Annotated in this window: 13 protein-coding genes and 1 rRNA gene; 2 read left to right on the top strand and 12 right to left on the bottom strand. The window is 48.7% G+C overall.

Features of this window, described 5'->3' with window-relative positions; genetic code table 11:
• Positions 1-82: ribosomal RNA gene (rrf, locus tag OGX94_RS24975) — 5S ribosomal RNA — on the top strand; the annotation flags it as partial.
• An 87-nt stretch (positions 83-169) separates the two neighbouring features.
• On the opposite strand, the gene OGX94_RS14205 is transcribed toward rrf, so the two are convergent.
• The 7 genes from OGX94_RS14205 to OGX94_RS14175 all read right to left on the bottom strand — a co-directional run bounded on the left by OGX94_RS14205 (position 170) and on the right by OGX94_RS14175 (position 9,563).
• Positions 170-928: an amino acid ABC transporter ATP-binding protein gene (locus OGX94_RS14205; protein WP_257662143.1), complete on the bottom strand. Its 759-nt coding sequence runs from the start codon at positions 926-928 to the stop codon at positions 170-172.
• A 7-nt stretch (positions 929-935) separates the two neighbouring features.
• Positions 936-2,039: an amino acid ABC transporter permease gene (locus tag OGX94_RS14200; protein ID WP_126319745.1), complete on the bottom strand. Its 1,104-nt coding sequence runs from the start codon at positions 2,037-2,039 to the stop codon at positions 936-938.
• A 9-nt stretch (positions 2,040-2,048) separates the two neighbouring features.
• On the bottom strand, positions 2,049-3,230 hold the full coding sequence (locus tag OGX94_RS14195; protein ID WP_003828860.1) for an amino acid ABC transporter permease: 1,182 nt from the start codon (positions 3,228-3,230) through the stop codon (positions 2,049-2,051).
• Between the two features lie 69 nt (positions 3,231-3,299).
• The gene (locus tag OGX94_RS14190; RefSeq protein WP_003828858.1) at positions 3,300-4,325 is read right to left on the bottom strand and encodes an amino acid ABC transporter substrate-binding protein; all 1,026 of its coding nucleotides are present in this window, start codon (positions 4,323-4,325) and stop codon (positions 3,300-3,302) included.
• A 460-nt stretch (positions 4,326-4,785) separates the two neighbouring features.
• A complete protein-coding gene (locus tag OGX94_RS14185; RefSeq protein WP_003025292.1) occupies positions 4,786-5,007 on the bottom strand; it encodes a lipoprotein in 222 nt (73 codons plus the stop codon).
• 270 nt (positions 5,008-5,277) lie between these two features.
• On the bottom strand, positions 5,278-8,391 hold the full coding sequence (locus tag OGX94_RS14180; RefSeq protein WP_008785975.1) for an efflux RND transporter permease subunit: 3,114 nt from the start codon (positions 8,389-8,391) through the stop codon (positions 5,278-5,280).
• Positions 8,392-8,402: 11 nt separating this feature from the next.
• Positions 8,403-9,563, bottom strand: a complete 1,161-nt coding sequence (locus OGX94_RS14175) for an efflux RND transporter periplasmic adaptor subunit (RefSeq protein ID WP_286569421.1) — start codon at positions 9,561-9,563, stop codon at positions 8,403-8,405.
• Positions 9,564-9,974: 411 nt separating this feature from the next.
• Between OGX94_RS14175 and envR the strand changes: the two genes are divergently transcribed.
• Positions 9,975-10,631, top strand: coding sequence for an acrEF/envCD operon transcriptional regulator (envR, locus tag OGX94_RS14170; RefSeq protein ID WP_257662142.1), 657 nt, complete (start codon positions 9,975-9,977; stop codon positions 10,629-10,631).
• Positions 10,632-10,677: 46 nt separating this feature from the next.
• On the opposite strand, the gene OGX94_RS14165 is transcribed toward envR, so the two are convergent.
• From OGX94_RS14165 to OGX94_RS14145, 5 genes are all read right to left on the bottom strand, one after another.
• Positions 10,678-10,842 (bottom strand): DUF2556 family protein, encoded by a 165-nt coding sequence (locus OGX94_RS14165; RefSeq protein WP_191222088.1) that lies wholly within the window; start codon positions 10,840-10,842, stop codon positions 10,678-10,680.
• 82 nt (positions 10,843-10,924) lie between these two features.
• Positions 10,925-11,809, bottom strand: coding sequence for an adenine-specific DNA-methyltransferase (gene yhdJ, locus OGX94_RS14160; RefSeq protein WP_257662151.1), 885 nt, complete (start codon positions 11,807-11,809; stop codon positions 10,925-10,927).
• An 88-nt stretch (positions 11,810-11,897) separates the two neighbouring features.
• Entirely contained in the window at positions 11,898-12,194 is a 297-nt protein-coding gene (gene fis / locus OGX94_RS14155; protein WP_000462905.1) for a DNA-binding transcriptional regulator Fis, read from the bottom strand.
• Between the two features lie 25 nt (positions 12,195-12,219).
• The gene (gene dusB / locus OGX94_RS14150; RefSeq protein ID WP_003025224.1) at positions 12,220-13,185 is read right to left on the bottom strand and encodes a tRNA dihydrouridine synthase DusB; all 966 of its coding nucleotides are present in this window, start codon (positions 13,183-13,185) and stop codon (positions 12,220-12,222) included.
• Between the two features lie 298 nt (positions 13,186-13,483).
• The gene (locus OGX94_RS14145) at positions 13,484-14,218 is read right to left on the bottom strand and encodes a carbonic anhydrase (RefSeq protein ID WP_226804259.1); all 735 of its coding nucleotides are present in this window, start codon (positions 14,216-14,218) and stop codon (positions 13,484-13,486) included.
• Between the last annotated feature and the right edge of the window lie 151 nt (positions 14,219-14,369).

Below are 14,369 nucleotides of genomic sequence, written 5' to 3'. Positions count from 1 at the left end.
CCATGCCGAACTCAGAAGTGAAACGCCGTAGCGCCGATGGTAGTGTGGGGTCTCCCCATGCGAGAGTAGGGAACTGCCAGACATCAAATAAGTGAAAAGGCCATCCTTTCGGATGGCCTTTTTGCATTTATACGCGAAAATCAGCCGGAACTGTATCCGGCATATATATTTAATGAATAACCTGCGATAAAAACGCGCGAGTGCGTTCCGATTTGGGGTGAGCAAAAAACTCATCCGGTGGTGCCTGTTCCACAATCTCGCCAAGATCCATAAAGATCACCCGGTCAGCTACTGTGCGGGCAAAGCCCATTTCATGGGTTACACATAGCATGGTCATACCCGATTGCGCCAGACCTATCATGGTATCCAGCACTTCTTTTACCATTTCAGGATCCAACGCTGATGTGGGTTCATCAAATAACATGATTTTGGGTTTCATACACAGCGAGCGTGCAATGGCCACGCGCTGTTGTTGTCCACCAGAGATTTGCCCGGGATATTTATGCGCATGTTCGGCAATGCGGACCCGCTCAAGGTAGTACATTGCCAGTACTTCAGCCTCTTTTTTCGGCATCTTTTGCACCCAGATAGGCGCCAGTGTGCAGTTTTGCAAGACAGTTAAATGAGGAAAGAGATTAAAGTGCTGAAAGACCATGCCGACTTCTTGTCGGACGCGCTCAATATTGCGGATGTCTTCATTGAGTTCAATCCCATCCACCACAATGCGTCCTTGCTGATGTTCTTCAAGATGGTTAATACAGCGGATAGTTGTCGATTTACCCGAACCGGAAGGCCCGCATAATACGATGCGCTCTCCCTGTTTTACCTTTAGGTTGATGTTTTTCAGGACATGAAACTGTCCGTACCATTTGTTGACGTTTTCCAGTGTAATCATCGAGTCGGTAGACGGCATTAATAATTGGCTCATAAATTCCTCAGTGCGGTGTACGCCCGGTGTTAAAACGTTTTTCCAGATGCTGGCTGTAACGCGACATGCTGAAACAGAAGATCCAGTAGATCAGTGCGGCAAAAACATATCCTTCCGTCGACATACCCAGCCACGCAGGGTCCACAGTTGCCTGCTGTACGCTACTGAAGAGATCAAACAGACCGATGATGATGACCAGGCTGGTATCCTTGAACAGAGCGATAATTGTGTTAACCAGGCCAGGGATAACCAGCTTGAGGGCTTGCGGAAGAATGACCAGCCCCTGAGTTTTCCAGTAACCTAGCGCCAGTGATTCCGCGGCTTCATACTGACCTTTTGGTAGGGCCTGTAACCCTCCGCGAACCACTTCTGCGACATAGGCCGACTGGAAAAGAATAACGCCGACCAGCGCCCGGATAAGCTTGTCGATACTGGTTCCTTCGGACATAAACAGAGGAAGCATGACCGAGGACATAAACAGAACGGTAATCAGCGGTACACCGCGCCAGAACTCAATGAAAATGACGGATAAAACCCGCACGACTGGCATATGGGAACGACGTCCCAACGCCAGTAAAATGCCCCATGGAAGCGCGCCTGCAATCCCCACGGATGCAATAATAAGCGTCAGTGTTAATCCGCCCCACTGCCGCGTTTCTACGCGTTCAAGCCCGAAAAAACCACCGTACATCAGCCACCAGACGACAATCGGATAAATGACTGCCCAGATGGCGATATAGCGGCCACGGTGAGGAATGGTTTTCCAGAACATCGGAACAATAGAAACCAGACCAATCATCAGGGCCAGATTTACGCGCCAACGCTGATCGTGGGGATAAAGCCCATACATGAATTGTCCGAAGCGTTCATGAATGAACACCCAGCAGGCTCCCGCTTTGGTGCAGTCTGCCCGGGTAGAGCCGACCCAGTTGGCCTGAAAAAATACCCAGTTCAACAGTGGTGGAAGAAATGACCAAATCAGCCATACGCATAGCAGGGTGAGCAGGCTATTTGACCAACTGGAGAACAGGTTTTTACGCACCCAGAGTAGACTGCGGCTTGCCGGATTGCTGCGCTGGCGCGAGGGGTGAGACAGCAGTGCTTTTGTCATCATGGCTCCTTAGCGCTCAATCAGTGCAATACGGCGGTTATAAATATTCATCAGCAAAGAAATACTCAGACTGATGATCAGGTATACCGACATGGTGATGGCGATCGTTTCAATGGCTTGCCCTGTTTGATTGAGTACCGTGCCGGCAAACAGTGAAACCATGTCCGGGTAGCCAATGGCGGCTGCAAGAGAAGAGTTCTTGACGATATTCAGGTACTGGCTGGTCAGTGGGGGAATGATGACGCGTAGCGCCTGTGGGATGATTACCTGGCGTAGCGTCACCGGATTTGGCAGACCCAGCGAGCGTGCGGCTTCATGTTGGCCGTAAGGAACTGCCTGAATGCCTGCCCTAATAATTTCTGCAATAAATGCCGAGGTATATACCGAAAGCGCCAGAGTTAGTGCCGCCAGTTCAGGAATAAGCACCATACCGCCACTGAAGTTAAAACCACGGAGCGCGGGAATATCCCAGTGAAGCGCAGCGCCAAACATCCACTGTGAAATCACCGGTAAAAGTACGATCAACGCAAGAGCTGTGGGCCAGGTCCGACGTAGCTGACCGGTTTTGGTCTGATGCATTCTGTTGAAGCGAAATAATCCGATGGTGACGACGATAGCGATAACAACAGCGGTGCAAAAGGCAAAAAAACCTTCTCCCATTTGCGGGGACGGAATATAGAGCCCCCGGTTACTCAGGAACATCAAATCCAGCGCGTTAACGGCCTGGCGTGGGCCGGGCAGGTTACGTAATACGGCGAAATACCAGAAGAAGATCTGCAGCAGCGGCGGTATATTGCGGAACGTTTCGATGTAGATCGTCGAGAGCTTTCGCAATAACCAGTTATCTGACAGGCGTGCCAGCCCGAGAAAGAAACCGAGAATTGATGCGAAAACAATGCACAGTGCTGAAACTAACAGCGTATTGAGCAGGCCGACCACAAAGACACGACCATACGTATCGCCTTGCTCGTAATCGATCAGATGTTGGACAATGCCAAATCCGGCGCTGCGATCGAGAAAAGAAAACCCCGAGGTAATACCGCTATTGTTCAGGTTATTTATCGTGTTATGAATGAGATAGACCGCAATGCTGATAACCGCAATGACGGCGAGTATTTGAAATAACCAGGCGCGGACCGCAGGGTTAGAAAAGGATAATGATCCTTTTACGGTTGAGCGGCGATGGAACATAAGAAAACCTCAGTAACTATGACTCTGGGCTGAGCGCCGCAGTTGCGGCGCCCGTTACATCACTACGCATTAGCGCACCGGTGGCGCATATTGAATGCCACCGTTATTCCAGAGGTTGTTCTGTCCACGTTTGATCTTCAGCGGACTTTCCGATCCAACGTTACGTTCAAAGATCTCCGAATAGTTACCAACTTGCTTGATAATGTTGTAGGCCCATTTGTTATCAAGCTTCAGATCCTTGCCATAATCCCCTTCTTTACCCAACAGGTGTGCCATATCCGGTGTTGCTGGATTAGCCGCTTTTTCATCGACGTTTTTCGAGTTAACACCCATTTCTTCCGCATTTAGCATGGCGAACAGCGTCCAGCGAACAATGGAGAACCACTCATCGTCCCCACGACGTACGACAGGTCCCAGAGGTTCTTTAGAAATAACTTCTGGCAGGACGATCCATTCCGCAGGATTGCTCAGCTTGATGCGTAGGGCATACAGCTGAGACTGGTCGGAAGCCAGCGTATCGCAACGTCCAGATTCCAGAGCTTTGGCTGATTCATCCGAACGGTCAAAGGTGACGGGGGTGTACTTCATCTTGTTGGCTTTAAAGTAGTCGGCCACGTTTAGTTCGGTATCGGTTCCCGCCTGAATACAGACCGTTGCACCATCCAGCTCTTTAGCGCTCTTCAGGCCTGCTTTATTGTGGGTAAGAAAACCAATGCCGTCGTAATACGTTACACCAGTGAAGGACATGCCCATACCGGCATCACGAGAAGAGGTCCACGTGGTATTACGAGAGAGCAAGTCGACTTCACCAGACTGTAATGCGGTAAAGCGTTCCTTGGCGGTGAGCGGGGTATATTTTACTTTGCTATCATCGCCAAATACGGCGGAGGCAACGCCACGACATACATCAACATCAATACCCGAGAACTTGCCGCTTGCATCGGCGTAAGAAAAGCCAGGCAAGCCGTCGCTGATCCCACATTGCACAAACCCTTTTTTCTTTACGGCATCAAGTGTTGCGCCGGCATGTGCCTGATTTGCAACAGCAAGCAGCACACCGGCCGCAGCCAGGCTGGCGATTATCATCTTTTTCATAGAGCATCCTGTGTGGAGGAATTATTGTTATGGAAACGTTCTGAAAACGTCTTTTACCTGTCAGTGGCTTTGGCCATACTCTTTTAAGCAAAGGTAGTGCCAGTTTTTTGCGCCTGATTATTCGACGCAATATGCAGAGTGTAGACAGGAAAAAATAAATGCAGCGCCCTGAAGTGGTGCAAAATTGAAACGTAAGCCACATTTCGGCGCAAAAAATTTAAAAATCAGACAGGACGCGTGATAACGATTTCTGGCGTTAATATTAATGTCGTGAGAATAATGAAAAGAAAATGTGGTGTTACGAAAAACAGAAAAAATGCTAATTTCAAATCGCGGATGTGTGAGTGAAATCTATAATAATTTTATTACATGTCAGGTTCTATTAAGCAACGTTTTGTCTTATATGTAGATTTTATGCTTGTTGCTAAAAGCGCGGTAATAACCGCGCTTTTAAGATGATTTATTTGGTCAGGGCGACAATCCCAAGCGTCAGTCCGGCAACGGCTGCAGCACCACCGGCGATGGCTCCGGCTGTTTCCCAGTTATCCTGGGTGGTGCCTTTCATACAGGTATTGGTATGAACCAGGCGCCCCTGATCGTCGTATACAGGTACGCAAGGAGAATCGTGTGCACAGCCAGCCAGGAATGCGGTAAGCAATGCAACGGATATTAATCTTTTCATGGTGTTACCTCAAAATAAGCGTTTCGCTAATTAAGCAAAGACAAACGCTAAGCCATCTGCGAACTCGGTGATTATTTTACCACTTCTTAAAAAAGGACTGACATGAGGAATAATCTCAATTCATGTGGATTGTAAAAATAATGGATAAAAAGAAAGGTCGCAGGCGAATTTAGAGGGATAGTTTAAATGAAATAAATGGCTATCTTACTAATAAATAAAGAGGAGCATCGTAGGTGAAAAAGACGTCCGTAGACGCCTTTATTTTACAAATTAATCGTTGTGCCGACTAAAACGCCGTCTTACGACAACAAAGAAGACGGGGACGAAGAAGATAGCCAACAATGTTGCGGTCAGCATTCCTCCCATAACACCTGTACCGACCGCATTCTGCGCACCACTACCTGCACCGTGACTGATAACCAGAGGCATAACCCCCAGAATAAAGGCCAGTGATGTCATCAGGATAGGACGAAGACGCATGCGCGATGCCTCCAGCGTCGCTTCAATCAATCCCTTGCCTTCTTTATCCATCAGGTCTTTGGCAAACTCGACGATCAGGATGGCGTTCTTAGCCGAGAGGCCGATTGTGGTTAGTAAGCCAACCTGGAAATACACATCATTATTCATCCCACGCAGTGATGCTGCTAACAATGCGCCCACAACACCGAGCGGTACAACCAGCATCACCGAGAAAGGAATAGACCAGCTTTCATACAATGCGGCAAGGCAAAGGAAGACAACGATTAGTGAGATGGCATACAGCGCAGGTGCCTGGTTACCCGACAGTCGTTCCTGATAGGACATCCCCGTCCAGTCATGACCAATACCGTTTGGCAGTTTTTCCGCCAGGCTTTCCATTAGCGCCATTGCTTCACCGGTACTTCTGCCAGGCGCTGCTTCTCCCAGCAGTTCCATAGAAGGCATACCGTTATAGCGCTCCAGGCGCGGTGAGCCGTAGATCCAGTGTGCGGAACTGAACGTGGAGAATGGAACCATTTCGCCATTGGCGCTACGAACATACAGATTATTGATGTCCTCCGGTAACATACGGAACTTGGCATCGGCTTGTACGTACACTTTTTTCACGCGGCCACGGTCAATGAAGTCATTGACGTAATAGCCGCCCAGCGCAGCTGAGATGGTTTCGTTGATATCAGACAGTGAGACACCAAGCGCTTGCGCTTTCTCCTGATCGACATCCAGCTTGAACTGTGCGGTATCCTCGAGCCCGTTTGGGCGCACACGAACCAGCAGGTCAGGGTGTTTGGCAACCATGCCCAGCAGTTGGTTACGTGCCTGGGTTAGCGCAGCATGTCCCAACCCGCCCTGGTCAATCAGCTCGAAGTCGAAGCCCGTTGCGGTACCCAGTTCAACGATGGCTGGCATGTTGAAAGGGAACACCAGACCATCACGAATCTGACTAAACGCTCGGGTAGCGCGGGCGATAATTGATTCAACGTTATTTTCGTTACCGCTACGTTCTTCCCAGGGCTTGAGGCTGACGAACGCCATCCCTGAGTTTTGCCCCTGGCCGCTGAAGCTAAAGCCGTTAACCGTAAAGACGCTTTCAACGTTGGCTTTTTCATTGTTCAGGTAGTAGTGGGTGACCTGATCCAGCACCTTCTGGGTGCGTTCTTGCGTGGCGCCTGCAGGAAGTTGAATCATCGTCAGGAAGACGCCCTGATCTTCCTCTGGCAGGAAGGATGTTGGCAGGCGCATAAACAGCACCGCCATCCCGATGACGATTATCAGGTAGACGACCAGGTAACGCCCAGTTTTACGCACAATACCGCTGACGCTATTGGTGTAGTGATTGACGCTGTGATCGAATTTGGCATTGAACCAGCCAAAGAAACCGCTTCTTTTCTCGTGATGTTCAGCTGATACGGGCTTCAGCAGCGTTGCACAAAGTGCGGGAGTCAGGATCAGCGCGACCAGTACTGAAAGCGCCATGGCGGAAACGATGGTGATGGAAAACTGCCGATAGATAGCCCCGGTTGAACCGCCAAAGAAGGCCATCGGGATAAATACCGCAGACAGCACCATAGCAATACCAACCAGTGCTCCCTGTATTTGTGACATGGATTTTTCCGTCGCCTCTTTGGGCGGCAGATGATCTTCCATCATCACGCGTTCCACGTTTTCTACCACCACTATCGCATCATCGACCAATAGACCGATGGCGAGCACCATGCCGAACATCGTCAGGGTGTTTATTGAGTAGCCAAACGCAGCAAGCACGGCAAATGTGCCCAACAATACGACAGGTACGGCGATGGTCGGAATGAGCGTTGCCCGGATGTTTTGCAGGAACAAATACATAACCAGGAACACCAGCACGATCGCTTCAAACAGCGTTTTTACCACTTCATGAATGGAGATGGTCACAAATGGCGTCGTGTCGTACGGGTAGACCACCTTCATTCCCTGCGGGAAGAATGGTTGCAGTTCAACCAGCTTGGCTTTAATAGCGTTCGCGGTATCCAGCGCGTTTGCCCCGGTTGCCAGCTTGATCCCAAGGCCGGATGCAGGCTTACCGTTAATACGCGCCACGACGTTGTAGTTTTCCCCGCCCAACTCGATACGCGCGACGTCTTTCAGGTGAACAACCGAACCATCGCTGTTCACGCGTAAAGTCACTTTGCCGAACTCTTCAGGGTCTTTCAGTCGCGTTTGCGCAATGATAGAAGCGTTCAGCTGCTGGTTAGGTAATGCAGGCGTCCCCCCTAACTGACCTGCGGCAATCTGATCGTTCTGTACCTTCAACTGATTGATCACATCAACCGGCGTGAGCTGATATTTATTCAATAAGTTTGCATCCAGCCAGATGCGCATGGCGTACTGTGCACCAAACAGCTGCACGTCACCCACGCCATTCAGACGGCTGATTGAGTCTTTAACGTTCGAGGCGACGTAATCGGAAATGTCATCCTGTGTGGTTTGTGGGTTGTCAGAAACAAACCCCGCGACCATCAAAAAGCTGCTGCTGGATTTCTCGACGCTGATCCCTTGCTGCTGAACTTCTTGCGGCAGTAGCGGAGTGGCGAGCTGCAGTTTATTTTGCACCTGCACTTGCGCGATATCGGGATCGGTACCGGACTGGAAAGTCAGCGTAATAGTCACACTCCCGGCCGAGTCGCTGGTGGAGGACATATACATCAGGTTATCGATACCATTCATATTCTGTTCGATAACCTGTGTGACTGTATCCTGAACCGTCTGTGCATCCGCACCAGGGTAGGTGGCAGAAATAGCGACCGCAGGAGGCGCAATGGTCGGGTACTGTGCCACGGGCAGTTGCATGATTGCCAGAGCACCCGCCATCATCAGAATGATAGCCAATACCCAGGCAAAGATAGGACGCCTGATAAAAAAGTTAGCCATGTCCGGTTACCTTATTGGGCTTTCGTGGCAGGGGTTTCGGTATCGGCGGTTGCTTTAACCTGAACGCCTGGACGTGCTTTCTGTAAGCCGCTCACGATAACTTTGTCACCCGGTTGCAGGCCTTCGCTAATGAGCCACTTGTCACCAATAGCTTGTGCGGCAACGACTGCGCGAGACTCAACCTGACTCTTGTCGTTAACGACCATTACGGTGGCATCGCCGCGAGGCGTACGCGTTACCCCCTGCTGCGGAACGAGAATGGCATTCGGCTGGACGCCTTCATCAATGCGTGCGCGCACAAACATGCCCGGCAACAGCGTGTGCTGTGGGTTAGGGAACACGGCTCTGAGGGTGATTGAGCCGGTGCTTTCATCAACCGTCACATCGGAAAACTGCAAAGAGCCTTTTAGCGGGTATGACTGACCATTTTCCATTACCAGTTCGACAGTACTGCTGGCGCTGTCTTTATGCAGGCTCCCTTGTTCAACGGACTGTTTGAGGCGCATAAAGTCGTTACTGGACTGTGTCACGTCGACGTAAATGGGATCGAGCTGTTGAACGGTAGCAAGCTCTGTAGCCTGGCCATTCGTGACTAATGCACCTTCGGTGACGTTAGATTTACCGATGCGTCCGCTAATTGGCGATGTTACTTTGGTGTAGGCCAGATTGATACGCGCGCTTTCGACCGCCGCTTTTGCCGCGATCACGGAGGCATCGGCCTGACGGGCATCAGCAATTGCCTGATCGTACTCTTGCTGGCTGATGTACTTGGTGCCAACCAACGGCACATAGCGTTTTACCGTTAAATGCGCGATTGCAGCAGCCGCTTCACTCTTCGCCAGTTCACCTTTGGCGCTGTCATAGTCAGCCTGATAAGTCACGGGATCGATCTGATAAAGTGACTGTCCGGATTCAATATCGCTTCCCTCAGTGAAATTCCGTTTAAGCACTATCCCGCTGACCTGGGGACGAACTTCTGCAATTCGGAATGCCGTTGTGCGCCCGGGTAATTCGGTCGTTACGGCTAAAGGAGCCTTTTCGACAACATGGACAGTCACCTGCGGTTCTGTGGGATGAGCTTGTGTTTCTCCCTGATCGTTACAACCGGCGAGTAATGCTGCGGAGACGATGATGAATGAGGGCAGGAGTGAAAACCTGGCATTTTTCGTCATTTCTATTCCTTAAAAAACCGAACGCTCGTTATTAACCGGGTAACGCAGGGGCGATAACGCGCACAAGAAAAATAATAGTTGGCTATCCTACAAATTATTAGCTTGCGATGTAAGCAATACTTATTTATGGGCGCGATACACGGCACGTAAAAGCAAAAAAAGATTAATCGACAGCTGTTTCATTGTGGTGTTAATAGCAATACTATGATTCGCATAAACACAAATTGAAATAAGCATTTGGTTTATGAATATATTTGTTGTTGGTATTCGTTTTGTTTATTCGTGTGCGAAGTCCGTAATAATATTTTTTAGAACTCGTTTAAATAAATGCTAAGTGATACATTTGTTCCGTGTCGCAAATATTAGATAAGAAAGTTAATCATTCTCTACCTACCTCAGACAGTCGGAACCATGGCCAGAAAAACGAAAGCTGATGCCCTCAAAACGCGGCAGCACCTGATAGAAACGGCAATTGTGCAGTTTGCCGCACGTGGCGTAAGCAATACGACGCTAAACGACATTGCGGATGCCGCCAGCGTCACGCGTGGTGCGCTCTATTGGCATTTCGAAAATAAAACTCAATTGTTTAATGAGCTATGGTTACAACAACCACCTTTACGCGATCTTATTCAGGACAAGCTAATTGGTCGTTGGGGGGATAACCCTTTACAGCGATTGCGAGAAAAGTTTGTGGTGGGGTTACAATATATTGCAGAGAACCCTCGTCAGCAGGCATTAATGCAGATTTTATATCATAAGTGTGAATTTCATAACGATATGATATCTGAGCAGGCTATTCGCGATAAAATTGGTATCAGTCATCAAAGCATTCGTGATTCCCTACAAAAGTGTGTAGATGACAATCTGATTGCCACCACTCTTGATTTAGATGTCATCATCATTATTCTGCACGGTAGCTTTAGCGGAATTATAAAAAACTGGTTAATGAATCCAGTGAGTTATGACCTGTATGGGCAAGCTCCAGTATTAGTTGATAATGTATTAAAAATGTTAAGCCCAGACGGCAGCGTCATGCAATTAATGCAGAGTGAAAACCAGTTTGGATAGTTTTAACTGCCAGATGCTGACGACTGTCGAAGCGTTACCTAAAGTGCTATTCGAGGTCGACGCAGTTGACCAGCTTAAGGGGATTCACTGAGTTCATATTCCGGCACTTGTCGTGCTCTGTTGTCATCATCTCTATCCATTGGATGAGCAGCGCATCAAAAAGAAAAACGAATACCGCAAAAACAACCAGCCACCAATACTTGCGAATCATTCCTAAACCCTGTGTATTCATGCCCAAGCGTGCAGGGAATATACACGAAATCTTTAAGCTGAAAAGCAGACTTACAATGCCTTTACTTTGTTGAAAGATCGCCACTCTTTGCCGTCAATCGACTCTTTTTAGACAGGTTTTTTGTCTTACGCTTTTTCACCTTTGCAAGCTCCATCTCTGAAAAATGAGAGCCAATATCCAATCTTCTGAGCCCCATTTTTACGTACTCGGCATTGATTTCAATTCCGACAAATTTGCGCCCTAATTCCACGGCGGTGGCACCGGTTGTGAAGCTACCGGCAAAGGGGTCCAGTACCTTGTCATCAGGGCTGGAGGACGCCAGAATTATACGCTCCAGGAGGGCTTTGGGCTTTTGAGTCGGGTGATTTTCGTATTCGTCCATCAGATAACGAACGCGTGGAAACTCCCAGACATTGCCCGGTACTTTTTTCTGGTTGTAAGGTTGAGGCGGATTCTTTCTGTAGTCTATCAGTGCGCGTTTGGCACCAGTTTTGGCTTCAACCAGAATATCATCACGATTAAACGTATAGTTTTTCTGATCTTTTACCATCATCAGGATCGGTTCATACATCGAACCAAAGTAATTTTTGGCTTGTACCCCTGAGCTATCGTATGACCACACGATACGGCTCTTGATAGTAAAGAGCTGGCGGCATTTGAGGTCAATATACGGCATGTTCTCCGTACTGTTCATGATGTACATGGTGCCGTGCGGTTTGAGAATGCGATGGCACTCGTCAATGCACTCAAACAGCCAAGCCAGAAAAGCCTCTTCATTCCAGGATTCCACCATCCCATCAAAGTCTTTACCGATATTATAAGGAGGGTCGGCAAAAATGAGATCGATGCTTTCAGACGGCAGCTTTTTCAGTTCGGTCAGAGCATCACCCAGGATTATCTTTTTAGATTCATCGCCAAAATAGACAGGTTCACATCTTGCGTTCACCGCCAAAGCCTCCCGTGTGACGTTAATAAAAAAGGCGCTTCCCCATGCCGAGTAGCGCCTTTTAAAACAAACATTTAACTGATTAGTATCAGTTCATGCCGTATTTTTTCAGTTTTTTACGCAGCGTACCACGGTTGATGCCCATCATCAGGGCAGCACGGGTCTGGTTACCGCGGGTGTATTGCATCACCATGTCCAACAGGGGCTGTTCTACTTCAGCCAGTACCAGCTCATAGAGATCGTTAACATCCTGACCATTCAATTGAGCAAAATAGTTCTTCAGTGCCTGTTTAACCGAGTCACGCAGGGGCTTTTGAGTTACCTGGTCCTGAGAGTTAACGGTAGAAACGGTCAGTACGTCAGAATTTACGCGTTGTTCGAACATAGTTCTGTCAGCTCTTTATTTCTGTTTACGCAAAATTTTCGAAGTATGCCTCCAACGCCGCCAGCTGTTCGCTGGAATCTTCAATGGCGTTGAATGTGCGCCGAAACTGGTCATCCGGAGCGTGTTCCTGGAGATACCAGGATACGTGTTTACGCGCAATTCGGTACCCTTTTGCCTGACCATAAAAGTCGTGCAGTTCCCGAACGTGCGCACAAAGCAAGCGCTTCACCTCTGCCAGAGGCAGCGGGGGCAGCAGCTCCCCAGTGTCCAGATAATGCTGGATTTCCCGAAAGATCCAGGGTCTTCCCTGAGCTGCACGTCCTATCATCAGGGCATCCGCCCCCGTATAGTCGAGTACAGCTCTGGCTTTATGCGGGTCAGTAATGTCGCCATTCGCGATAATCGGAATGGAAACTTTCTGCTTAACTGCCCGAATACTATCGTACTCAGCATCTCCATTGAACAAACAGGCGCGGGTGCGTCCATGAATGGTCAGAGCCTGAATGCCACAGTCTTCAGCCAGTTGGGCAATCTCTACGCAGTTACGGTGTTCCGGAGCCCAGCCGGTGCGAATCTTGAGTGTGACAGGAACGTCCACTGCATTGACGACCTCGGTTAGTATCGATTTCACTAAATCCGGGTACTGCAAGAGGGCTGAACCTGCGAGCTTGCGATTCACTTTTTTAGCCGGACACCCCATATTGATATCAATAATCTGGGCGCCGCTTTCCACGTTAATACGTGCGGCATCGGCCATCTCAACAGGGTCGCTACCGGCAATTTGCACCGTGCGAATTCCTGGCTCATCAACGTGCACCATCCGTAAACGAGACTTGTCACTTTCCCAAACCTGCGGGTTAGAAGACATCATCTCGGATACTGTCAATCCTGCTCCCATCTCATAGCACAGCGTCCTGAATGGTCTGTCAGTGATGCCAGCCATAGGTGCTGCGATCAGGCGATTTCTGAGCTGGTATTGTCCGATGCGCATGAGTTAAGAAATGACCATACTGTGACTGCAAGGCGGCGTATATTACGCATTTTTCGCACGAGATGAAAGGCCAAACTTTGACCAATCCACTGAGGTGGATCAATGAATTGCCGTAAATGTGAACGCATGAAAATATTTAATCATATAAATCATCGCATTATAAAAATGTGTCGATTTTATATACACATATAATTTTGCGTAACTTCTCATTTTTTCTTCAGCTGCAGACGGTACTGACAAGATATTCTGCTGAATTAATCGGCAAATTACCTCGTCATTGTGTGATCGCTACCTCATTTTAGTACAGGATCTCGGTATCCCCAGAATAGCTGTCCGTAATCTTGCGTTCATTCAACGGCTGCAGCGGGCGATTGTTTGCTGGCCCAACAATGTAGTGAAATTTATCCAACTGTTCGGCAGAAAGAGCAACAGGCGTTTTCAGGACAGACCAGGTGACGCCTTCGGTGCAGGGAGGTGTTGTTAACGAACCACGGTAGCGCCAGTAGGTTTTATTGTCGGGTAAAAGCTGGTGGATATCGACCGGCGAGAAGATGTCCATGCTGCTGTCCTCCATGGTTGGAAAGGACTCCCACAAATTTTGAATCGCCTGGTTCTGTTCACCCACGTCAAACATAACCGCCACAATAGCAATGTCTCCGGATTGATTTTTGTGGAGCAACTGCATCTCCAGCGGATAGGTTTTACCGTTGAGGGTATGTTCACTCGGGGCGTGAAAATCAAATTGTTTTAAATAATAAAGCGTTTCATCAATTTCAATAGAATTAGATGCGTAACTACTCATCGTTGCTTGCAACGTATGGTTAATGCTCCGAAATCTAGTTGGGCCATCGACGTACTGCATGTTTAGCGCGGGGAGACCGAGTTTACTGGTTGTGGTGGTCTGGATGTCTATGGGGGATTGGTTTATGCCTGTCTGGCACGTTGCATACGCTTTGCTGATTTCTCCCCATCGTGCGGGGCCGTTTTCTTCGGTATATCCCCATGGTACGGCCAGCGTGGTCAGTGGCATCATGCATGCTGCCAGCAAAGTTGTTGTAAAACAGTTGAAACGCATACGTTTACTCAACGAAACTCAATATAAAAAATAACAAAATCAATTGATTATTATATCGCTGAGGAAAGTGTCGGTATGCTGGTCAATTGTCTGAAAATGGCGTGGTCAG

Origin of the sequence: Citrobacter sp. Cpo037 (assembly GCF_030332945.1) — a bacterium.
Taxonomy (GTDB): domain Bacteria; phylum Pseudomonadota; class Gammaproteobacteria; order Enterobacterales; family Enterobacteriaceae; genus Citrobacter; species Citrobacter portucalensis.
The sequence above is the reverse complement of the archived record's forward strand: the minus strand, read 5'-3'. Positions and strand labels throughout refer to the sequence as shown.

Bases quoted from the DNA above. Each gene is read 5' to 3' on its own strand.
- OGX94_RS14205 (WP_257662143.1), bottom strand. From the start codon at position 928: ATGAGCCAATTATTAATGCCGTCTACCGACTCGATGATTACACTGGAA.
- OGX94_RS14200 (WP_126319745.1), bottom strand. From the start codon at position 2,039: ATGACAAAAGCACTGCTGTCTCACCCCTCGCGCCAGCGCAGCAATCCG.
- OGX94_RS14195 (WP_003828860.1), bottom strand. From the start codon at position 3,230: ATGTTCCATCGCCGCTCAACCGTAAAAGGATCATTATCCTTTTCTAAC.
- OGX94_RS14190 (WP_003828858.1), bottom strand. From the start codon at position 4,325: ATGAAAAAGATGATAATCGCCAGCCTGGCTGCGGCCGGTGTGCTGCTT.
- OGX94_RS14185 (WP_003025292.1), bottom strand. From the start codon at position 5,007: ATGAAAAGATTAATATCCGTTGCATTGCTTACCGCATTCCTGGCTGGC.
- OGX94_RS14180 (WP_008785975.1), bottom strand. From the start codon at position 8,391: ATGGCTAACTTTTTTATCAGGCGTCCTATCTTTGCCTGGGTATTGGCT.
- OGX94_RS14175 (WP_286569421.1), bottom strand. From the start codon at position 9,563: ATGACGAAAAATGCCAGGTTTTCACTCCTGCCCTCATTCATCATCGTC.
- envR (WP_257662142.1), top strand. From the start codon at position 9,975: ATGGCCAGAAAAACGAAAGCTGATGCCCTCAAAACGCGGCAGCACCTG.
- OGX94_RS14165 (WP_191222088.1), bottom strand. From the start codon at position 10,842: ATGATTCGCAAGTATTGGTGGCTGGTTGTTTTTGCGGTATTCGTTTTT.
- fis (WP_000462905.1), bottom strand. From the start codon at position 12,194: ATGTTCGAACAACGCGTAAATTCTGACGTACTGACCGTTTCTACCGTT.
- dusB (WP_003025224.1), bottom strand. From the start codon at position 13,185: ATGCGCATCGGACAATACCAGCTCAGAAATCGCCTGATCGCAGCACCT.
- OGX94_RS14145 (WP_226804259.1), bottom strand. From the start codon at position 14,218: ATGATGCCACTGACCACGCTGGCCGTACCATGGGGATATACCGAAGAA.